The 20,990-nt window shown below is 71.6% G+C and carries 18 protein-coding genes; 5 read left to right on the plus strand and 13 right to left on the minus strand.

The annotated features are described in order from the left end of the window. Together ACFY0F_RS35650 and ACFY0F_RS35655 are read right to left on the minus strand one after the other, a co-directional pair. Positions 1 to 1,401: a PAS domain-containing protein gene (locus ACFY0F_RS35650; RefSeq protein WP_388804073.1), complete on the minus strand. Its 1,401-nt coding sequence runs from the start codon at positions 1,399 to 1,401 to the stop codon at positions 1 to 3. Positions 1,402 to 1,523: 122 nt separating this feature from the next. Beyond that, positions 1,524 to 2,006 (minus strand): GNAT family N-acetyltransferase, encoded by a 483-nt coding sequence (locus ACFY0F_RS35655; protein WP_388804076.1) that lies wholly within the window; start codon positions 2,004 to 2,006, stop codon positions 1,524 to 1,526. Positions 2,007 to 2,533: 527 nt separating this feature from the next. On the opposite strand from ACFY0F_RS35655, the gene ACFY0F_RS35660 reads away from it, so the two are divergent. Next, positions 2,534 to 3,577, plus strand: coding sequence for an isopenicillin N synthase family dioxygenase (locus ACFY0F_RS35660; protein WP_388804079.1), 1,044 nt, complete (start codon positions 2,534 to 2,536; stop codon positions 3,575 to 3,577). A 16-nt stretch (positions 3,578 to 3,593) separates the two neighbouring features. Here the strand turns inward: ACFY0F_RS35660 and ACFY0F_RS35665 are convergent, their stop codons facing one another. Beyond that, positions 3,594 to 4,694 (minus strand): citrate synthase 2, encoded by a 1,101-nt coding sequence (locus ACFY0F_RS35665; RefSeq protein WP_388804082.1) that lies wholly within the window; start codon positions 4,692 to 4,694, stop codon positions 3,594 to 3,596. Positions 4,695 to 4,851: 157 nt separating this feature from the next. On the opposite strand from ACFY0F_RS35665, the gene pdxH reads away from it, so the two are divergent. Then, positions 4,852 to 5,541, plus strand: a complete 690-nt coding sequence (pdxH, locus tag ACFY0F_RS35670) for a pyridoxamine 5'-phosphate oxidase (RefSeq protein WP_388804085.1) — start codon at positions 4,852 to 4,854, stop codon at positions 5,539 to 5,541. A gap of 6 nt (positions 5,542 to 5,547) precedes the next feature. On the opposite strand, the gene ACFY0F_RS35675 is transcribed toward pdxH, so the two are convergent. The 8 genes from ACFY0F_RS35675 to ACFY0F_RS35710 form a co-directional block, all read right to left on the minus strand. Continuing rightward, entirely contained in the window at positions 5,548 to 6,162 is a 615-nt protein-coding gene (locus ACFY0F_RS35675) for a TetR/AcrR family transcriptional regulator (protein WP_388804088.1), read from the minus strand. Beyond that, positions 6,150 to 6,884, minus strand: coding sequence for an enoyl-CoA hydratase family protein (locus ACFY0F_RS35680; protein ID WP_388804091.1), 735 nt, complete (start codon positions 6,882 to 6,884; stop codon positions 6,150 to 6,152). Before ACFY0F_RS35680 ends, ACFY0F_RS35675 begins: the two co-directional genes overlap by 13 nt. A gap of 58 nt (positions 6,885 to 6,942) precedes the next feature. Further along, positions 6,943 to 8,133 carry an acyl-CoA dehydrogenase family protein gene (locus ACFY0F_RS35685; protein ID WP_388804093.1) on the minus strand — a complete coding sequence of 397 codons (1,191 nt, stop codon included), beginning with the start codon at positions 8,131 to 8,133 and terminating at the stop codon, positions 6,943 to 6,945. Further along, positions 8,130 to 9,998: an acetyl/propionyl/methylcrotonyl-CoA carboxylase subunit alpha gene (locus ACFY0F_RS35690; RefSeq protein ID WP_388804304.1), complete on the minus strand. Its 1,869-nt coding sequence runs from the start codon at positions 9,996 to 9,998 to the stop codon at positions 8,130 to 8,132. Before ACFY0F_RS35690 ends, ACFY0F_RS35685 begins: the two co-directional genes overlap by 4 nt. Positions 9,999 to 10,015: 17 nt before the next feature. Continuing rightward, complete coding sequence (locus tag ACFY0F_RS35695) at positions 10,016 to 11,614, minus strand: acyl-CoA carboxylase subunit beta (RefSeq protein WP_388804096.1); 1,599 nt, start codon at positions 11,612 to 11,614, stop codon at positions 10,016 to 10,018. Continuing rightward, positions 11,611 to 13,236, minus strand: coding sequence for an acyclic terpene utilization AtuA family protein (locus ACFY0F_RS35700; protein WP_388804307.1), 1,626 nt, complete (start codon positions 13,234 to 13,236; stop codon positions 11,611 to 11,613). Before ACFY0F_RS35700 ends, ACFY0F_RS35695 begins: the two co-directional genes overlap by 4 nt. Positions 13,237 to 13,301: 65 nt before the next feature. Continuing rightward, positions 13,302 to 14,102: a TIGR03084 family metal-binding protein gene (locus ACFY0F_RS35705; RefSeq protein WP_388804099.1), complete on the minus strand. Its 801-nt coding sequence runs from the start codon at positions 14,100 to 14,102 to the stop codon at positions 13,302 to 13,304. Positions 14,103 to 14,180: 78 nt separating this feature from the next. Continuing rightward, positions 14,181 to 15,884 carry an NAD-dependent malic enzyme gene (locus ACFY0F_RS35710; protein ID WP_388804103.1) on the minus strand — a complete coding sequence of 568 codons (1,704 nt, stop codon included), beginning with the start codon at positions 15,882 to 15,884 and terminating at the stop codon, positions 14,181 to 14,183. Between the two features lie 298 nt (positions 15,885 to 16,182). On the opposite strand from ACFY0F_RS35710, the gene ACFY0F_RS35715 reads away from it, so the two are divergent. Then, the gene (locus tag ACFY0F_RS35715) at positions 16,183 to 16,731 is read left to right on the plus strand and encodes a DUF1062 domain-containing protein (RefSeq protein ID WP_388804106.1); all 549 of its coding nucleotides are present in this window, start codon (positions 16,183 to 16,185) and stop codon (positions 16,729 to 16,731) included. Positions 16,732 to 16,826: 95 nt separating this feature from the next. Here the strand turns inward: ACFY0F_RS35715 and ACFY0F_RS35720 are convergent, their stop codons facing one another. Then, entirely contained in the window at positions 16,827 to 17,414 is a 588-nt protein-coding gene (locus ACFY0F_RS35720; RefSeq protein ID WP_388804109.1) for a Uma2 family endonuclease, read from the minus strand. A gap of 95 nt (positions 17,415 to 17,509) precedes the next feature. Beyond that, positions 17,510 to 18,190: a GDSL-type esterase/lipase family protein gene (locus tag ACFY0F_RS35725; RefSeq protein WP_388804112.1), complete on the minus strand. Its 681-nt coding sequence runs from the start codon at positions 18,188 to 18,190 to the stop codon at positions 17,510 to 17,512. A gap of 98 nt (positions 18,191 to 18,288) precedes the next feature. Here ACFY0F_RS35725 and ACFY0F_RS35730 point away from each other — a divergent pair, with 98 nt between their 5' ends. Next, positions 18,289 to 19,290, plus strand: a complete 1,002-nt coding sequence (locus ACFY0F_RS35730; protein WP_388804115.1) for a WD40 repeat domain-containing protein — start codon at positions 18,289 to 18,291, stop codon at positions 19,288 to 19,290. A 167-nt stretch (positions 19,291 to 19,457) separates the two neighbouring features. Continuing rightward, a complete protein-coding gene (locus ACFY0F_RS35735) occupies positions 19,458 to 20,963 on the plus strand; it encodes a cellulase family glycosylhydrolase (RefSeq protein WP_388804118.1) in 1,506 nt (501 codons plus the stop codon). Positions 20,964 to 20,990 lie beyond the last annotated feature (27 nt).

The following is a 20,990-nucleotide window of genomic DNA, read 5'->3' on the forward strand; positions in this document are numbered from 1 at the left end:
TCAACCCTGCGCGGACGCCTCCCCGACCGCCCCCGCCAGATCCAGCGCCACCGCGATCCGCACGGCGACGTCCTCCGCGTACGCCGCGTCGAACCGCTCGAACCGGCTCCGCCCACGCCCCCGCAGGAACGTCACCACACCCAGCGTCCGCCCCCGGCTGCGCAGCACCGCGCACAGGGCATGCACGCTGTCGGCGGGCCACTGCCGTGCCAGAGCCCACTCCCGGGCCCGCTCGGCCGGCACATCACCGGCGTCCGCTCGCACGGCACCCACCCGCTCCACGCACTGCAGCGCGGGATGCCCCTGCTCGTACAACACCGGCAGACCGGCCGCCCCCGTCACCGGACTCGGCCCGGGCGCCCCGGAGGGCGTCGCCGCGATCCGCACCAGCCGCACCGGCCCGGACGCCTCCGCCACCACCGGAACGGCACCCGCCACCCGGTCGATCAGCGCATGGTCGGCGAACCCGGCCAACGCGAAGTCCAGGTGGATCGTGGCCGCCTCCGCCGGATCCTCGCACTCCGCCGCCGCCCGCGCCGCCCGGTGCAGCTGCTGGCTGCGGAAACGCAGCAGCGCCGCCTCCTGCTCCCCCTGCTTCGCCTCGGTGACGTCCTGGAACATCCAGCTCACCCCGAGCGGCACCGGCTCCTCCGCCAGCGGCGAGGCCAGCCGCAGGAACCAGCTGCGCCAGCACCGCCGCCGCTCGCCCTCCGACGTGCGCACACTCACCCACATCTCGGCCGGCGCGGGCGGCGCGCCCTCGGCCAGCACATGCGTGAGCGCGCCCTCCAGCTCCTCCACTCCCTGGGACAGCAACTCCCCGAGCGGCCGCCCGAGCCCGGACGTGCGCCCCACCCCCAACGCCCGCGCCGCGTGCGCGTTCACCACGGCGGGCCTGAGGTCGGCGTCGACGAGCACCACCCCCCACGAGGCGTCCTCGAACAACGCCTCGCTCAAAGCGATGGACCGCTCCAGATCGATCTGCGCGTGCACCTCGCTGAACGCGCAGTACACGCCCGCCGGCTTGCCGTCGGGCCCGCGCACGGCCGCGGACTGCGTCCGCACGAGAACCCGCCCGCCGTCCTTCGTCACCAACGCGAACTCGTGCACCTGCCGGCCGGGCGCGTGCATCGCGGACAGCAGCCGCTCCTCGACCTCCCCCGCGTCGGCGGTACGCACCGCCCAGCCCGCGAACCCCTTGCGCCCCACCGCCTCCGCCGCCGTCCAGCCCAGGATCCGCTCCGCCTCACGGTTCCAGTGCGTGACGACCCCGTCCGCGTCGAAGGCGCACAGAGCCGCGTCCATACCGTCGAGCAGGGCGGCGAGCAGATCGGCTCCGTCCCGCTCGGGGCCGTCGGGCCCCAGCTCATCGGTGGTCCCACTACGCCGGGAAGCACTCACCTGGACCCCCTGCAGGCTGTGTCCGCGGTTACGGCACGAAGGTTCGCTCACTCACCTTCATTCAACTCGAACGTGACGCAGCGCACACTCGGTTCCCACAAGATTGAAGGAATCGTTGTAGATCAGCCGCTACCAGTGAGAGTGCCCAGCCGGAGGTCGATCCACTCGTCGCCCTCCCCCTCCAGCACATACCGCTCGACCTCGACGAAGCCACACTTCCCGGCGAACCTCAGCCCGCTCTCGTTGACCGCCGGCACACACGTCCCGACCGCCTCCGCCCCCAGCACGCGCGCGTGGGCGAGCCCGTCCTCGTACAGCGCCCTGCCGTACCCGTGCCCCCGGTACTCGGGCAGCACCCGCGCGATCACCGTGGCAACGCCGTCCTGCGGGGGCCGCACGGTGGAACACCCGACGAGCACGTCATCCACGTACGCGTTCACCAGCCGATTGCGCCGCAACCGCCCCCGCGCGTCCTCCGACGACATGGCCGCCGGCGGCACGACCACGTGGTGCACATGCCGCCACTGCTCCAGCGCCGACTCGCCTTCCACGGGCCGGATCTCCAACCCCGGTCGCGGCTCAGCCGCGTCATGTCCCTCCGTCATGCCCCGAACGCTAGGTGACCAGCGCGAACATGCTCAACGAAAAAAGCGGTTGATCGGGCGGCGAGCGGTTCTTAGGGTGTGGAGCACACGAGAAGGGAGGTGGTTCGGCAGATGTATGACAACCGGACGCGTGAGGTGGCTGCGGGCTAGCGGCCCGTCACCACATGAAGTGCGGTGCCGGACCGGCACGTGATACGCGTGCAGCCGGCCAATCCCAAGCAGTCACCCGACCCGCGAGCTCGCCGGTACGTCCGGCCGGCTCCCCCGCCGCAAGGTGGAGGGACCCGAGCTCGCGGGTCGTCTGCGTTCTCCGGGGCGGTCGTACCGAGGGCGGACGCAGTACGCTGTGCGCATGCTTCCGATGCTCGTCCGACGCCGGCACGTGGACTACGTGCGCGTCACGAGCATGGGCTGTCGGCGTTCTGCCTGATCCAGCCCCCTGAGCCACCTTCACCCTTCACGCGGCACCGGGCCCCGCCCCACCTCGGCGGCCTCCCGTGCCCCAGTACACCCTGCGGACGCATCTCATGACGCTCAACGTGACGAGCACGGCGGCGACCCCGTCGTCCTACGCCCAGCTGCCCATCATCGACCTCTCGGCCGCCGACCGCGGCCCCCGGGCCCGTGCCCTGCTCCACGCCCAGCTGCACAGCGCCGCGCACGACGTGGGCTTCTTCCAGCTCGTCGGGCACGGAGTGACCGAGGCCGAGACCAACGCCCTGACCAGTGCCATGCGGGCCTTCTTCGCGCTGCCCGAAGCCGAGCGGCTCGCCCTGGACAACGTGCGCTCCCCGCACTTCCGGGGCTACACGCGCACCGGCGACGAGCGCACCGGCGGTGCCCGGGACTGGCGCGACCAGCTCGACATCGGGGCGGAGCGGCCCGCGCGGATCCCCGGGCCCGGCGAGCCCGCGTACTGGTGGCTCCAAGGGCCCAACCAGTGGCCCGCCGCCCTGCCCGGGCTGCGTACCGCCGCGCTCGCCTGGATGGACAGGCTGAGCGATGTCGCGCGCCGGCTGCTGCACGAGCTGCTGACCGCCATCGGCGCCCCCGCCGGGTTCTACGACCCGGTCTTCGGAGAGCACGCTCATCCGCACCTGAAGCTGGTGCGCTACCCGGGCAGCGCCGGTGACGGCGCCGACCAGGGCGTGGGCGCGCACAAGGACTACGGGTTCCTGACCCTGCTGCTCCAGGACGATGTCGGCGGGCTGCAGGTGCAGCGGGAGGACGGGCTGTTCCACGACGTGCCGCCGCTCGAGGGTGCCTTCGTCGTGAACCTCGGGGAGCTGCTGGAGGTCGCCACCAACGGCTATCTGATCGCCACCAACCACCGCGTGGTCAGCCCACCCGGCGCCACCGAGCGCTTCTCGGTCCCGTTCTTCTACAACCCGCGCCTGGACGCGCGCGTGGAGCCACTGCCCTTCCCGTACGCCTCCACTGCACCCGGCGCCACCGACGACCCGGCGAACCCCCTGTTCGCCGAGTACGGGTACAACGAGCTGAAGGGCAAGCTGCGGGCCCACCCGCTGGTCGCCGAGCGGCATCACGCGGAGCTGCTCAGCCCCGCGTGACGCCGCCCGGGCGGCCTCAGTGGGCGATGTCCCCGTAGCCCTCGATCTCCCGGGGGCTGCGGGAGCCGGGGCCCACGTAGCGGGCGGAGGGGCGGACGAGGCGGCCCGTGCGCTTCTGTTCCAGGATGTGCGCCGACCAGCCGGCCGTGCGGGCGCAGGTGAACATGGACGTGAACATGTGCGCGGGGACCTCGGCGAAGTCCAGGACGATCGCCGCCCAGAACTCCACGTTGGTGGCGAGGACGCGGTCCGGGCGCCGGTTGTGGAGCTCCTCCAGGGCCGCCTTCTCCAGGGCTTCGGCGATCTCGTAGCGGGGGGCGCCCAGCTCTCGGGCGGTACGGCGCAGGACACGCGCGCGGGGGTCCTCGGCCCGGTACACGCGGTGCCCGAAGCCCATCAGGCGCTCGCCCCGGTCGAGGGCGTGCCGGACGTACGCTTCCGCGTCCCCGGTCCGCTCGATCTCCTCGATCATGTGGAGCACGCGGGAGGGGGCGCCACCGTGCAGCGGACCGGACATGGCGCCGACGGCGCCGGAGAGGGCGGCGGCCACGTCGGCGCCGGTGGAGGCGATGACGCGGGCGGTGAAGGTGGAGGCGTTCATGCCGTGCTCGGCGGCGGAGGTCCAGTAGGCGTCGACGGCGGCGACGTGCTTGGGGTCGGGTTCGCCGCGCCAGCGGATCATGAACCGTTCGACGACGGACTGCGCCCTGTCGATCTCCCGCTGCGGCACCATCGGCAGCCCCTGGCCGCGCGCGGACTGGGCGACGTACGACAGGGCCATCACGGCGGCGCGGGCGAGGTCCTCGCGGGCCTGCTCGGCGTCGATGTCCAGGAGCGGCTTCAGCCCCCAGACCGGGGCCAGCATGGCGAGTGCGGACTGCACGTCGACGCGGATGTCCCCGGAGTGGACGGGGATCGGGAAGGGTTCGGCGGGCGGCAGGCCGGGGTTGAAGGCGCCGTCGACGAGCAGGCCCCAGACGTTGCCGAACGAGACGTGGCCGACCAGGTCCTCGATGTCGACGCCCCGGTACCGCAGGGCGCCGCCCTCCTTGTCCGGTTCGGCGATCTCCGTTTCGAACGCGACGACTCCTTCGAGCCCGGGTACGAAGTCGGACATCAGGCGGCTCCTAGCGAGGTGTGAGTGGGGTGGGCGGCGCACGAGCCGCGAAGGTCCTCGGTCCCACCGGCACGATATCCCTGAGTGCCACCTTTGGGGAGACCGTACGGCACTGAGTGCCACACAACACGGTAGGTGGATACGGCAGGATGACCGCGTGACCGACCGTGACGTGACCGACCGCGACACCTTCCGCGACCCCGCCGACATGCGCCAGCAGTACCGCACGGAGGGCCTGGACGAGCACGAGCTGGCGCCGCATCCGATGGACCAGTTCACCCGCTGGTTCGAGGACGCCGCACAGGCGACGCTCCAGGGCACGCTGCACGAGCCGAACGCCATGGTCGTCTCGACCGCGGACGCCGCCGGCCGTCCCAGCTCACGCACGGTCCTGATGAAGCAGTACGACACCGACGGCTTCGTCTTCTTCACCAACTACGACTCCCGCAAGGCCCGCGACCTCGCGGAGAACCCGCACGTGTCGCTGCTCTTCCCCTGGCATCCGATCGCCCGCCAGGTCATCGTCACCGGCACCGCCCGGCGCACGGGCAGCGACGAGACGGCCCGCTACTTCCGCACCCGTCCGCACGGCTCCCAGCTCGGTGCCTGGGCCAGCGCCCAGTCCTCGGTGATCGCCTCCCGCGCCGAGCTGGACGCGTCGTACGCCGAGCTCAGTGACCGCTATCCGGAGGGCGAGCAGGTGCCCGTTCCGTCGCACTGGGGCGGCTTCCGGGTCGCTCCGCGGTCGGTGGAGTTCTGGCAGGGGCGGGCGAACCGCCTGCACGACCGGCTGCGGTACGTGGCGGAGCCGGACGGTGGCTGGCGGGTGGAGCGGCTCAGTCCCTGAGGACGCTCAGTCCCTGAGGACCCCGTCCAGGATCAGCGCCCACTGCGCCACCACCCGCTCGCGGCGGCCCCGGTCGTCGGTGAGGAGGTTGGCGAGGCCGAGGCCCCGGGCCATGTCCAGGAGGCCCTGGACGGTCTCGCGGACGCCCGGCCGGGACTCGTCGGCGCCGAGCAGGTCCACCGCGATGCGATGGGTCTCGCGGCCGACGCGGGCCTCGAGCTCGGTGACGCGGGGCCGGAGCTGGTCCTCGTCCGAGGCGGCGACCCAGAGGTGCAGGGCGGCGCGGAAGAGGGGGCCGGTGTAGAGGTCGACGAGGGCGGAGACGACGGAGCGGCGGTCGGTGGCGCCCTCGGGGAAGAGGGCGCGCAGGGCGGTGGAGCGTTCCTCGGCGACGTATTCGACGGCCGCGGTGAAGAGGTCCTCGCGGGTGCGGAAGTGGTGCTGGGCGGCGCCGCGGGAGACGCCGGCGCGTTCGGCGACGACGGCGACCGTGGAGCCCGCCCAGCCGTGTTCGGCGAGGCAGGCCACGGCGGCCTGGAGGAGCCGCTGCCGGGTGGCCCGGCTGCGGTCCTGCTTGGGGACGCGCTCGGTCGATTGTTCGTCTGTGCTCACAGCACCCATGAAGGTTCCCGTCGTTCCAGGAAGGCCGTCATCCCCTCGCGGGCCTGCGGGGAGGCGAACAGCCGGGCCGAGAGCGCGGTGAGGTCGGCCGCGTCCCGGTCGAATGCCTCCAGCACCCTAGCCGTGAGCAGTCGTTTCGTCTCGGCCAGCCCCTGGGGGGAGGAGCGGCGCAGGCCGTCGAGGACGGGCTGCAGTACGGCGTCCACGTCGTCCCCGGCCGCCGTCAGCAAGCCGGTGCGTACCGCCTCCGCCGCGTCGAGGCGTTCCCCGGTGAGGTAGTAGCGGGCGAGCGCGCGCGGGTCCGTGCGGGGCAGGACGGGCAGGGAGATCACGGCCGGGGCCACACCGATCCGTACCTCGGTGAAGGCGAAGGTGGACTCGGTGGAGGCGGCGGCGATGTCGCAGGCGGCCAGCAGGCCGAGGCCCCCGGCCCGGACGTGTCCGGTCACCCGCGCGAGGACGGGTTTGCGCAGCTCGACGATCTGCCTGAGCAGGGCGACCAGCGCGTCGGGGAGCGGAGGGTCGCGCAGGTCGGCGCCGGCGCAGAAGGTGTTGCCGGTGTGGGTGAGGACGACGGCCCGTACGCCGGTGTCCTTCGCGCAGTCGGTGAGGGCGTCGGCGAGTTCGCCGACGAGCGCGGCGGACAGGGCGTTGCGGGTGTCCGCCGCGTCGAGGCTGAGTGTCTCGATGCCACGCGCGCGGGTACGGCCGATCGACGTCACGATCCCTCCTTGAGTTCCCTTGGTTGCCGCAGCTGCCGACGCAGGATCCGTGCCCGGTTCAGTACGACTTGGGCAGGCCCAGGGTCTGGTGGGAGACGTAGTTGAGAATCATCTCCCGGCTCACCGGGGCGATACGAGCCACGCGCGCGGCCGTTATCAGCGAGGCGAGCCCGAACTCCCGGGTGAGGCCGTTCCCGCCGAGGGTGTGCACGGCCTGGTCGACGGCCTTCACACAGGCCTCCCCGGCCGCGTACTTGGCCATGTTGGCGGCCTCGCCCGCACCGGCGTCGTCCCCGGTGTCGTAGAGGTGGGCGGCCTTCCGCATCATCAGGCGGGCCAGTTCGAGGTCGATGTGCGCCTGTGCGAGGGGGTGGGCGATGGCCTGGTGGGCGCCGATGGGGGTCTTCCAGACGGTGCGGTCGCGGGCGTACTCGACGGCGCGGGCCAGCGCGTACCGGCCCATGCCGATCGCGAAGGCCGCCGTCATGATCCGCTCGGGGTTGAGCCCGGCGAACAACTGCAGCAGCCCGGCGTCCTCTCCCCCACTGCCGAAAGCGTGGGAGGTGCCCCCACCGACGAGTGCCTCGGCGGGCAGTCGTACGTCGTCCAGGACCAGCTCGAACTGCTTCTCGGCGGCGTTCAGTTCCATGTCGATGGGCCGGCGGGTGAAGCCCTCGGCGTCGCGCGGGACGATGAACAGGCAGGGTTTGAGGCGACCGGTGCGGGCGTCTTCCGTGCGGCCGACGATCAGGACCGCGTCGGCCCTGTCGACACCGGAGATGAACACCTTGCGGCCGGTGAGCAGCCAGTCGGCGCCGTCGCGCCGGGCGGTGGTGGTGATGCGGTGGGAGTTGGATCCGGCGTCGGGTTCGGTGATGCCGAAGGCCATCACCCGGGTGCCGTCGGCGAGGCCGGGCAGCCAGGTCCGTTTCTGCTCCTCGGTGCCGAAGCGGGCGATGACGTTGCCGCAGATGGCCGGGGAGACGACGAGCATGAGCAGGGGGCAGCCGGAGGCGCCGAGTTCCTCCAGGACGATGGCGAGTTCGCTGATGCCGCCGCCTCCGCCGCCGTACTCCTCGGGGAGGTTCACGCCCAGGTAGCCGAGCTTTCCGGCCTCCGCCCAGAGTGCGTCGGGGTGGCCGCCCTCGGCGACGACGCGGGTGATGTAGTCACGGCCGTAGCGTTTGCCGAGGGCGGCGACGGCGGCGCGCAGGGCCTTGTGCTCCTCGGTTTCCGTGGTGGTGCTCAACTGTCCTGAACCTCCTGCTGAGGGGCCTGTACGACGGCGAGCAGAGCGCCTACCTCGACCTGTCGGCCGGGCACGGCGTGCAGGGCCGTGAGCGTCCCCGTGACCGGTGCCGTGATGCGGTGCTGCATCTTCATCGCCTCCAGCCAGATCAGGGGCTCTCCGGCCCGTACGGCGGTTCCCTCGGTCAGGCCCTCGGCGACGCGGACGACCGTGCCGGGCATGGGGGCGAGGAGGGAGCCGGGGGCGTGGTGGGCGGTGGGGTCGGGGAAACGGGGCAGTGCGGTGAGGGCGGTGGCGCCCACGTACACCTGGTCGCCGCCGTAGCGGGCCACCTCGAACTTCCTGCGGACGCCGTCCACTTCGAGTACGACGAGATGCTCCTCCACGTGCACGACCCGCACTCCGTCCGCGGCCAGGCCCTGCCGGGTGTGCCGGTAGCGGACCTCGTGCTCCTCGCCCGCCATCAGGTAGCGCTTGGTCTGCGGCTGGGAGGGCAGGTTGCGCCAGCCGCCGAAGCGGGAGCGGCCGTGGGCGTCGGCGAGGGCCGCGGCCAGGGGGGCGTACGGGTCGGGGGCGGGCGGGGTGAGGTCGGTGAGGTGGCGGTCGTAGAAGCCGGTGTCCATGCGGGCGGCGGTGAACTCCGGGTGCCGCAGGGAGCGGGCGAGGAGGTCGCGGTTGGTGACCGGGCCGTGGATCTCCGCCCGGTCCAGGGCGCCGGCGAGGGCACGGACCGCCTCCGCGCGCGTGGGGGCGTGGGCGACGACCTTGGCGAGCATCGGGTCGTAGTGGACGCCGATGGTGTCGCCGTCGGTGTAGCCGGTGTCGAGGCGGACGCCGTCGGGCACGGTGAGCCGGTGCAGGGTGCCGGTCTGCGGGGCCCAGTCGCGGGCGGGGTCCTCGGCGTACAGGCGGGCCTCGACCGCGTGCCCACGCGCGCGTGGGGGCTCGGCGTCCAGGGCGTGGCCCTCGGCGACGCGGATCTGCAGGGCGACGAGGTCGATGCCGAACACGGCCTCGGTGACGGGGTGTTCGACCTGGAGGCGGGTGTTCATCTCCAGGAAGTGCGCCCTGCCGTCGGCGGTGACCAGGAACTCGACGGTTCCGGCGCCGGCGTAGGAGGTGAAGCGGGCGGCGCGCACCGCCATCTCGTACAGCTCGGCGGTGAGTGCGGGTTCCAGTCCCGGCGCCGGGGCCTCCTCGATCACCTTCTGGTGGCGGCGCTGCAGGGAGCAGTCACGGGTGCCGAGCGTCCACACCATGCCGTGGGTGTCGGCGAGGATCTGCACCTCGACGTGCCGGCCGTTCTCCACGTACGGCTCGACGAAGACCTCGCCGTCCCCGAAGGCGCTCGCCGCCTCGGCGCGTGCGGCGGCCAGTTCGGCGTCCAGGTCGGCGAGCCGCCGCACGACCCGCATCCCGCGCCCGCCGCCGCCCGCCGCCGCCTTCACCAGCACGGGCAGGTCGGCCTCGGTGACCTCGCTCAGGCCCGCGATGTTCATGAGCTTCTTGGCGCGTGTCTTGGACGCCATCACCTCGATCGCCCGGGGTGGCGGGCCGATCCAGACCAGGCCCGCGTCCAGGACTGCGCGCGCGAAGTCGGCGTTCTCGGACAGGAACCCGTACCCCGGGTGCACGGCGTCGGCGCCCGCCGCGACGGCGGCCTTCACGATCAGGTCACCGCGCAGATACGTCTCCGCGGGCGCCGCGCCGGGCAGTCGTACGGCCGTGTCGGCCACGCGCGCGTGGAGGGCGTTCTCGTCGGCGTCCGAGTGCACGGCGACCGTCCGGATGCCCAGCTCGCGGCAGGTGCGGAACACCCGGCAGGCGATCTCGCCCCGGTTGGCGACCAGCACGGAAGTGATCAATGACGTCACGGGGTTCCTCACATCCGGAAGACGCCGAACCCACCGCGCGCGCCCTCGTAGGGCGCGGTGTGGATCGCGGACAGGCACAGGCCGAGGACGGTGCGGGTGTCGCGCGGGTCGATGACGCCGTCGTCGTACAGCCGCCCGGACAGGAACATCGGCAGCGACTCGGACTCGATCTGCTGCTCCACCATGGCGCGCAGCGCCGCGTCCGCGTCCTCGTCGTACGGCTGCCCCTTCGCGGCGGCCGACTGGCGGGCGACGATCGACAGCACGCCGGCGAGCTGCTGCGGGCCCATGACGGCGGACTTGGCGCTGGGCCAGGCGAACAGGAACCGCGGGTCGTAGGCGCGGCCGCACATGCCGTAGTGCCCGGCGCCGTAGGAGGCGCCCATGAGCACGGACAGGTGCGGCACCCGGGAGTTGCCGACCGCGTTGATCATCATGGCGCCGTGCTTGATGATGCCGCCCTGCTCGTACTCCCGGCCGACCATGTAACCGGTGGTGTTGTGCAGGAACAGCAGGGGGATGTCCCGCTGGTTGGCGAGCTGGATGAACTGGGCGGCCTTCTGCGACTCCTCGCTGAAGAGGACGCCTCGCGCGTTGGCCAGGATGCCGACCGGGTAGCCGTGCAGGGCCGCCCAGCCGGTCGTCAGGCTCGTCCCGTACAGCGGCTTGAACTCGTCGAAGTCGGAGGCGTCGACGAGCCGGGCGATGACCTCGCGCGGGTCGAAGGGGGTCTTCAGGTCGCCCGGGACGATGCCGAGGAGCTCTTCCGGGTCGTACTTGGGCGGCTCGGCGGGACCCGGGTCCGGGTGTGCCTTGCGGTGGTCAAGGCGGGCGACCACGCGCCGCGCCTGCCTCAGGGCGTCGGGTTCGTCGACGGCGAAGTAGTCCGCGAGCCCCGACACGCGCGCGTGCATCTCCGCGCCGCCCAGCGACTCGTCGTCGCTCTCCTCGCCGGTCGCCATCTTCACCAGCGGCGGACCGCCGAGGAACACCTTCGCCCGCTCCTTGACCATGATCACGTGGTCGGACATGCCGGGAACGTAGGCACCGCCGGCCGTGGAGTTCCCGAAGACGACGGCGACGGTCGGGATCCCGGCGGCGGACAGCCGGGTCAGGTCCCGGAAGATGGCGCCCCCGGGGATGAAGATCTCCTTCTGGGAGGGCAGGTCGGCGCCCCCCGACTCGACGAGGCTGATGCAGGGCAGCCGGTTGGTGAGCGCGATGTCGTTCGCGCGCAGCGCCTTCTTCAGGCTCCAGGGGTTGCTGGCACCGCCCCGGACGGTCGGGTCGTTGGCGGTGATCAGGCACTCCACGCCCTCGACCACCCCGATGCCGGTGACGAGGGAGGCGCCGACGGTGTACTCGCTCCCCCACGCGGCCAGCGGGGACAGCTCCAGGAACGGCGTGTCCGGGTCCAGGAGCAGCTCGATCCGCTCCCGGGCGAGCAGCTTGCCGCGCCCCCGGTGCCGCTGGACGTACTTCTCACCGCCCCCCGCGAGGGCCTTGGCGTGCTCGGCGTCCAGATCGGCGAGCTTGGCCAGCATGGCCTCGCGGTTCGCCCGGTGGTCGGGGCTCGCGGTGTCCAGGGTGGAGTGGACGACGGTCAAAGCAGGGCCTCCGGTATGTCCAGGTGCCGGGAGCGCAGCCACTCGCCGAGCGCCTTGGCCTGCGGATCGAAACGGTGCTGGGCGGCGACGCCCTCGCCGAGGATGCCCTCGACGACGAAGTTCAGCGCGCGGAGACCGGGCAGCGGGTGCCGGGTGACGGGCAGGTCGCGGCTCTCCGGGATCAGCTCCCGGAACCGGTCGACCGTGAGGGTGTGCGCGAGCCATCGCCAGGCGTCGTCCGTGCGCGCCCACACCCCGACGTTGGCGTTGCCTCCCTTGTCGCCGCTGCGGGCACCGGCGACACGGCCGAGGGGGGCGCGACGGGTGGGACCGGGCGGGAGGGGGGCCGGGAGGGGCGGTTGCGGTACGTCGCCGAGTACGAGGGTGTCATGGGGCGGGGGCACGGACACCCGGCGTCCGTCGTGGAGGACGGCCACATGGTCGACGGCACCCTGGGGGACGTACACATCCTCGAAGACCCCGTAGGGGGCGCCCTTTCCGGGGGGCGCGAGCACATGGAAGCCGGGGTAACTGGCGAGGGCGAGCTCCACGGCGGCACCGCTGAGCGCCCGCCCCACGATCTCCTGGTCAGGGTCGCGTACGACGAGCCGGAGCAACGCGCTGGCCGTCTCCTCGGTGCCGGCGTCGGGCCGGTCGGTGCGGACCAGCTCCCAGCGGACCCGGGCGGGCGGGGACTTGGCGAGCGCGGCGGTCATCTGTGCCCGCACGAGTTCGGCCTTCGCCTCGATGTCGAGCCCGGTGAGGACGAAGACGACCTCGCCCCGGAAGCCGCCGAGCCGGTTGAGGCCGACCTTGAGCGTCGGGGGCGGTGCCTCACCGCGCACACCCTCGATCCGGACCCGGTCCGGGCCCTCCTGGCTCAGCCGTACGGTGTCCAGCCGGGCGGTGACGTCGGGCCCCGCGTACCGGGCGCCGCCCGTCTCGTACAGCAACTGGGCGGTGACCGTGCCCACGTCGACGAAACCGCCGGTGCCGGGGTGCTTGGTGATGACGCTGGTGCCGTCGGCGTGGATCTCGGCGAGCGGGAAGCCGGGGTGGCGGACATCGCCGTGACCGTCGTGGAAGAAGGCGTAGTTGCCGCCGGTGGCCTGTGCCCCGCACTCCAGGACGTGCCCGGCGACGACGGCGCCCGCGAGCCGGTCGTGGTCGGCCGGCCGCCAGCCGAAGTGGGCGGCGGCCGGGCCGGTGACGAGGGCAGCGTCGGTGACCCGCCCGGTGACGACGACGTCGGCGCCCGCCCGCAGACAGGCGGCGATGCCGAAGCCGCCGAGGTAGGCGTTGGCGGTGAGGCTGTCCGGATGGGCCGCCTTCAGGTCGTCGCCCTCGACGTGGGCGACGCGGACGGGGATGCCGAGGCGATCGGCCGACTCCCGTACGGCGTCGGCGAGTCCGGCGGGATCGAGGCCGCCCGCGTTGGTGACGATCCGCACGCCGCGCTCGTGGGCGAGGCCGAGGCACTCCTCGAGCTGGCGGAGGAACGTGCGGGCGTAACCGGCGGAGGGGTCCTTGATCCGGTCCCGGCCGAGGATCAGCATGGTCAGCTCGGCGAGGTAGTCGCCGGTGAGGACGTCGAGTTCGCCGCCGGTGAGCATCTCGCGCATGGCTTCGAAGCGGTCGCCGTAGAAGCCGGAGGAGTTGCCGATGCGGAGGGGAGCCGCCGGTGCGGTCACTCCCCGGCCCCCTTCGGCGTGCGGCCGGTGCCGGGCGGGCCCGCGAAGGCCTGGGCGATGTCCAGCCAGCGGTCGGCGTCGGAGCCCTCGGCGCGCAGGGCGAGGTCGGCGCGGTGGGCGCGCTGGGTGACGAGGAGGCAGAAGTCGAGGGCCGGGCCGGTGACGCGTTCCGCGGCGTCCTCGGGGCCGTACGTCCACGGCTCGCCGTCGCTGGAGGGCGGGGTGAGCTCGATCCGGAACTCCTCGAACGGCGCGGGCAGTCCGTGCACCCCGAACGAGAAGTCACGGGTGCGCACGCCGAGACGGACGATGTGCCGGAGGCGGTCGGTGGGCGTGCGCACCACGCCCAGGGCGTCGGCGACGTCCTGCCCGTGCGCCCAGGTCTCCATCAGCCGGGCGCTCGCCATGGACGCGGCAGACATGGGCGGGCCGTACCAGGGAAACCGTGCATCGGCGGGTGCGGCGCGCAGGGCGTCCTCCAGGGCCTTGCGCCCGCCCCGCCAGTCCGCGAGCAGGTGCGCGGCCGGCTTCCCGGCCCCCTGCTCCGCCCCGTTGTCCACGAAGTTCCCCGGGGCGGCCAACGCCTTCTCGACCTCGCGGGCGAAGGCGTCCTGATCGGTCAGGGCGAGCAGGGACGAGTGGTCGGTCCAGGCGAGGTGGGCGATCTGGTGGGCGACGGTCCAGCCCGGGGCAGGGGTCTTGAGCGACCACTGCTCCGCGCTCAACTCGGCCACGATCAGATCGAGTTCCTCGCCCTCCGCACACAGGTCGTCGATGACGGGCGTCGGGTCGGCCATGGGGGGAGCATGGCAGCGGGCAGGGAAACAATCAAGCGTGCTTGCATTAATTGTCTCCCGCCGGCTCGGGCTGAGGGCTCACACCGCCTCGATCGGCGGGTAGACAGGCGCCCACGTCACCGCCCGCACGGCCGCGTCCACGTCGTCCAGGTCGGCCCGCGCGACGTCGTCCTCCGCGGCTGCCGTGGCCACCGCGGCGGCGACCGCGGCGGAGGTCTCGCGCAGGTCGTGGATGGGCGGCAGCACGGGTGCGCCCGGGTCGGTCACGTCCGTCTGCCGGGCGACCGCGTCCGCCGCCGCACGCAGCATGCGGTCGGTGACCCGCGAGGCCTGGGCGACGATCGCGCCGAGTCCGAGGCCGGGGAAGATGAGGGCGTTGTTGGCCTGCCCGATGTGATACGTCGTGCCGCCGTGCTCCACCGGGTCGAAGGGGCTGCCGGTGGCGACGAGTGCCTTGCCGTCGGTCCAGGCGATCAGATCGGCGGGCTTGGCCTCCGCCAGGTCGGTGGGATTGGACAGCGGCAGGATGATCGGGCGTTCGGTGTGCCGGGCCATTTCCCGCACGATCGGCTCGGCGAAGGCGCCGCCCTGGCCGGAGGTGCCGATGAGGATGGTCGGACGGACCCGGCGGACCACCTCGGCGAGCGGGATGCCGGGCAGGTCGTCGTCGCGTTCCCAGTCGGAGACCTCGTCGGCGGGGCGGGCGTAGGGCACCTGGAAGTCACGGAGCTTGTCGCCCTGGTCGCCGGTGAGCAGGCCGTAGCGGTCGACGCACCAGAAACGGGCGGTGGCCTCGTCGGCCGACAGGCCCTCCGACACCAGGGCGTCGCGGAGCTGCTCGGCGATGCCGATGCCGGCGCTGCCCGCGCCGAACACGACGATGCGGTGGTCACGCAGGGGCACGCCGCCGGCCTTGGCGCCCGAGAGGACCGCGGCGAGATTGACGGCGCCGGTGCCCTGGATGTCGTCGTTGAACGTGAAGACGTGGTCGCGGTAGCGGTCGAGGACGCGACGGGCGTTGGCGGGGCCGAAGTCCTCCCAGTGGAGCAGGGCGCGCGGAAAGAGCTTGGTCGCGGTGGTGACGTAGGCGTCGATGAAGGCGTCGTAGGTGTCGCGGTCGACGCGGGGGTGCTGGTTGCCGAGGTACAGGGGGTTGTCGAGGAGTTCCTTGCGGTTCGTGCCGACGTCGAGCATGACGGCGAGGGTGCGGCGCGGGTCGACACCGGCGGCGGCCGTGTAGACGGCGAGCTTGCCGACGGCGATGTCGATGCCGCCGACACCCCAGTCACCGATGCCGAGGATGCCCTCGCCGTCCGTGGCCACGATCAGGTCGACGTCGTCGGGGCCGAGGCCCGCGGCGCGCAGGGAGCGCTCGATGTCGTCGGGGGCGTCGACGGAGAGGTACACGCCTCGGGGGCGCCGGTACTCGTAGCTGTAGCGCTTGATGGCCGTGCCCACGGTGGGGGTGTAGACGATGGGGAGCATCTCCTCGAGGTGGTCTCCGACGAGCCGGTAGAACAGCACCTCGTTGCGGTCGTGCAGCGCGGTCAGATAGACGCTCTTGGCCAGGTCGCCCTGCTGCTCACGGAACTGCGCGTAGGCCCGCCTGGCCTGCTCGTCCTGCGTGAGCACACGAGGCGGTACGAGACCGACGAGATCCAGGTCCCGACGCTCCGCCTCGGTGAACGCGGTGCCGCGGTTGAGCCGGGGGTCGGCGAGAACGGCACGGCCACGGGCCGTGGTCTTCAGGGGCTTGTGGGTGGTGTCCCGCCCGGTCGTCATGGGGCCTCCTGACGGAAGGTCTGCGCCAGTAACTGCAGATATCACCTTTCCGTCCAGCTCTGTCGCAATCAGGGTGCGACGGAACTGTCGTGTCCGGGGTGGGGAGGCGGGTTGGGGTGGGAAAACCGGTGGAGCGGCGTCGCTGTGGGCCATTACCGTGCTGCCGACCAAGTCGTCTGGGTCAGGACGTGCCGTTGTACACCGTTTGAGACCTCCCGAGTGCTGATTCGTCGCGCGTCGCGCATGTGCGCCGCGCTCCTTTCTGCTGCGGATTTCTCACTGAAACCGGTGTACTCCTGTGCTCGAAAACTGGGTGGTCATGCCCACCTGCCTGCCGCTCGTTCTCCGTCGTTGCCACGCGTGCGCGTCCGAGCGCTTCCGGGCGAACGGAAAATTTCGTGTCAACGCCCACCACAAGCTCATCGACGCCTGGCTCCTCGTGCTCTGCACCGCTTGCGGGGTCACGGCGAAGCTCACGGTCCTGGAGCGGACGCATGTGCGCTCCGTACGGCCTGAGCTGCTGGAACGGCTGCATGACAACGACCCTGGCCTGGCCGCTGTGCTGCTTCAGGATCCGGTCGTGCGGCGACGTAACCGCATCGCCCTCGACTGGGACGACGCCTGGCGCCTCGACACCGGCGGACCGGATCACCTGAACCGTGAGGTGGTCGACGTCTCGGTCCGCTTCGCGGCGCGGATTCCTGTCCGGCCGGTACGGCTGATCGCTGAAGGGTTCGGTCTTCCAAGGGCCGAGGTCGAGAGACTGGTCGCTGAGGGGAAGCTCGTCTCGGCGGTCCGGCTGAGCGGCAGGCTCTCCGGCGACTTCACCTTCACGCTCAAGCGCTGAGGCCTCCTCGGGCCTGGCTGGGTCTGTTCGGCAAGGCCGTATCGGACAGACCCGGCCGAGGTGCCGAGCTCCTCCGGCGGGCCGTCCCGGAGGAGTCAGTCGCAGGGGAACTCGTCCGTCTTGAGGGTGAGGCCGACCACCGTGTCGGTGAGGTCCACGTCGTCACCGAAGTCGACCTTCGTCTCGGTGGCGTAGTCGTCGCCCTTGGGGTGGGTGTAGACGTGGCAGCGGCGCTGGTACGGGTCGGCGATGAGGTACACGGGCACCTCGGCCTTCGCGTAGGCCGCCTTCTTCGGGCCGTAGTCGTTGGCAGCGGTGCCCTTGGAGATGACCTCGGCGACGAACTCGACGTCCTCGTGACGCCAGCGGCCGTCCTCCGTCTTGGCGGCGCCCTCGGCCATCGCGGTCACGTCGGTCGCGAACCCGTTCAGGTGTCCCGGGTAGTCGATGCGCACGTCGGACTTGATGCGCTTCCGCGGGTACTTGGGCCGCAGTTGCTCGACGATGTCCAGGATGATCTCCCAGTGGGTGTCCCGCTGTGGCGACATGAAGACGGTCCCCTCGACGATCTCGACCTTGTATCCCTCGGGGACGGGCATCTTCTCGAGCCGTTCGAACATTTCGTCGAGCGTGCTCGTGTTGTCGCTCTCGGCCATCGCGATCCTGTCTTCAAGGACGGTCATCGTGGCGCTCCTCCCCGGCTGCTCCAAGGACCGATGCAGCCGCGCGGTACAACGATACGCACGGCCATCGGGTCACGTAGGAGTACGAGCCGCGCTCACGCGTACGGGTCGTACTCCCCACCCACCCCCCACTCCTCCCACATCGCCCCCGCGAACGCCCCCGCCAGCTTCCGTTCCCCGCTCTCGTTCGGGTGGGTGCCGTCGTAGGTGTCGGTGTGGATGTCGTACGACTCCGGGATCGATGCCAGCAGGAGGGAGGACGTCGGCTCGTCGAGGTCGGCGACCGCCTTCTCCAGCAGTTCGTTGAAGCGGGTCAGCTCACGGGCGAAGGTCTCGTCCGCCTCGGCCCGGATGTTCGGGATGACCGGCAGCAGCACCATCCGCACCCGGGGCCTGGCTCCCCGTGCCTCCCTGACGAACTTCCGCACGTTCTGCGTCGTCTGCTCCGCGTTGGTGTAGAAGCCCAGGTCGATCAGGCCCAGGGAGACCAGGAGCACGTCCGGCGAGTGTTCACGTACCGCGTGGCCGATCAGCGGGGTCATGTGGGCCCAGCCCTCGCCCCAGCCGGCCAGGTGCGCGCGGGGGAAGTCGGGGGCGGCGTACGCGTACGACGTCGGGGAGTCCGTCGCCTTGTCGTAGAGCGTCTCGCGCGGGCCGACGAACGTGAAGGGGCCGTCGTGCGTGGCGCACAGGTGCTGCCACAGCCGGTAACGCCACGTGTGATCGCCCGCGCTTCCGATCGTCATGGAGTCACCGACGGGCAGGAATCTGAGCATCCGCTCATGATGGACGATCAGTGGACGGTCAAGAGGACGGGGCGGGTGTGAGGCCCACCACCTCCGTCAACGGCGGCGCGGGATGGCAGGCTTGGGGCATGCGCCGATCGCTCGCCCTGCTCGCCGGGGTTCTGCTCACGGGTGTGTTCGCCGTGCCCGCCTCCGCCGCCGACGGTGACGGCGTCGGTGACCAGGGGTTCACGATCAAGGACTCGCGGATCACCGAGTCCAGCGGTCTCGCCGCCTCCCATCTGCACCCCGGGATCTACTGGACGCACAACGACAGCGACGACGGCCCGTACATCTACGCCGTGGACAGCCGGACGGGGAGGACGGTCGCCACGCTGACCCTGAAGGGCATCGGTTCCCCCCGGGACGTGGAGGCGATCTCCATCGGGCCCGGGAACGAGATCTACGTCGGGGACATCGGTGACAACCTCGGCGGCAAGTGGCCCTACGTGTGGATCTACAAGTTGCCCGAGCCGAAGGTGCTGAAGGACCAGGCCGTCCAGGCCAAGCAGTATGTCGTCAAGTACTCGGACGGGCCCCGGAACGCCGAGTCGCTCCTCGTCCACCCGAAGACCGGGCGGGTCTACATCATCGACAAGAACGAGGACGGCGGACACCTGTACGAGGGGCCGGCCACGCTCTCCTCCTCCGGCAGCAACATCTTCCGGCCCGTCGCCGCCATCGACCTGTGGGCGACGGACGCCGCCTTCTCACCGGGCGGCCGGCAACTCGCCGTACGCGGGTACTTCGGCGGCATCTACTACGACTGGAACGGCGGGAAGATCAAGCGGCAGGGGCGGCTGGACGTGCCGCTGCAGGGTCAGGGGGAGTCCGTGAGCTACTCGCCCGACGGGACCAAGCTGATGTACGGCAGCGAGGGCGCCGACAGCGCCGTCCAGGCGGAGGACGCGCCCGGTGGGGCAACCGCCGGCACATCCCCGTCGGCGAAGGGCGGCTCCTCGGCCGGCGGGGGCAGTGGGAGCGGGGGCGTCGCGTCCAGCGGCTTCAAGGTGGGTGCCCTCGCCGTCGCCGCCGGGGCCCTCGCCCTCTTCGGGCTGCGCCGGCGACGACGGACGAGCGGCGGGGGCTGAGGGCCCCCGGGCCCACCCCGGGCCCACCTCGCAGCTACGGGGATGAATCCATCCCGACACACTTCTTGACGTGGCCATGGTGGCTCAGTTTTCTGGTGGTGCGCGGTTGATGGGAGCGCTCCCATCCTGTTCCGGGGCCGCGCCTCCCCCCGAGAGGAACGAAACACATGTTCCGCAGCTTACGAAGGGCGCTGTGCGCTGCCGCGGCGGCGCTCCTCATCCCGCTGGCCGGCGCGCAGACGGCGCACGCCGACAGCGCCGCCCCCGGTGCCGGCTACTGGCACACCAGCGGCCGGCAGATCCTGGACGCGGCCGGGCAGCCGGTCCGGATCGCCGGGATCAACTGGTTCGGCTTCGAGACCGGCAACCACGTCGTGCACGGCCTCTGGTCACGCGACTACAAGAGCATGATCGACCAGATGAAGTCGCTGGGCTACAACACCATCCGGCTGCCCTACAGCGACGACATCTTCAAGGGCTCCACCGTCCCCGACAGCATCGACTTCTCCGGCGGCAAGAACGCCGACCTCCAGGGGCTCAACTCCCTGCAGGTCATGGACAAGATCGTGGCCTACGCCGGGCAGGACGGGCTGAAGGTCATCCTCGACCGGCACCGCCCGGACTCCGGCGGCCAGTCGGCGCTCTGGTACACCGCGTCCGTCCCCGAGTCCACCTGGATCGCCGATCTGAAGTCGCTCGCGGCGCGGTACAAGGGCCAGAGCACCGTCATCGGCATCGACCTGCACAACGAGCCCCATGACCCGGCCTGCTGGGGCTGCGGCGACCAGGCGACGGACTGGCGGCTCGCCGCCGAGCGCGCGGGCAACGCCGTGCTCTCCGTCAACCCCGACCTGCTGATCTTCGTCGAGGGCGTGCAGTCGTACGACGGCGCCTCCTACTGGTGGGGCGGCAACCTGATGGGAGTCGCCCAGTACCCGGTGCGGTTGAGCGTCGCGGGCCGGGTCGTGTACTCCGCCCACGACTACGCCACCAGCGTCGCCCAGCAGAGCTGGTTCAGCGATCCCACGTTCCCCGCCAACATGCCGGGCATCTGGGACAGGTACTGGGGCTACATCTTCAAGCAGAACCTGGCGCCCGTGTGGGTGGGCGAGTTCGGTACGACCCTTCAGTCGACCGTGGACCAGAAGTGGCTGTCCGCACTGGTGAATTACCTGCGGCCGACCGCCACGTACGGTGCCGACAGCTTCCAGTGGACCTTCTGGTCGTGGAATCCCGACTCCGGTGACACCGGTGGGATCCTCAAGGACGACTGGGCGACCGTGGACACGGTGAAGGACAGGTATCTGACGAGTGTGAAGGCACCGCTGTTCGCCGGTAGCGGCGGGGGCGACAACGGTGGCGGTGGCGGTACCGCGGCGTGCAGCGCCTCCTACACCGTCAGCAGCGACTGGGGCAGCGGGTTCAACGCCGAAGTGAAGGTCACCAACACCGGCACCGCGGCGATCAGCGGCTGGAAGGTGACCTGGACCTGGAACGGGGCCCAGAAGGTCAGCAACATGTGGAACGCGTCCTACACGCAGAACGGCGCGACGGTCACGGCCGTCAACGCCGCCCACAACGGAGCGGTCCCCGTGGGCGGTTCGGCGAGCTTCGGGTTCGGGGGCGCGCCGGGCGGCGGAGGAGTGCCCAGCGTGAGTTGCAGCGCGTCATGACGGACGGGCGCCCGGTGTGGCACCGGG

Origin of the sequence: Streptomyces sp. NPDC001544 (genome assembly GCF_042894285.1) — a bacterium.
GTDB lineage: Bacteria > Actinomycetota > Actinomycetes > Streptomycetales > Streptomycetaceae > Streptomyces.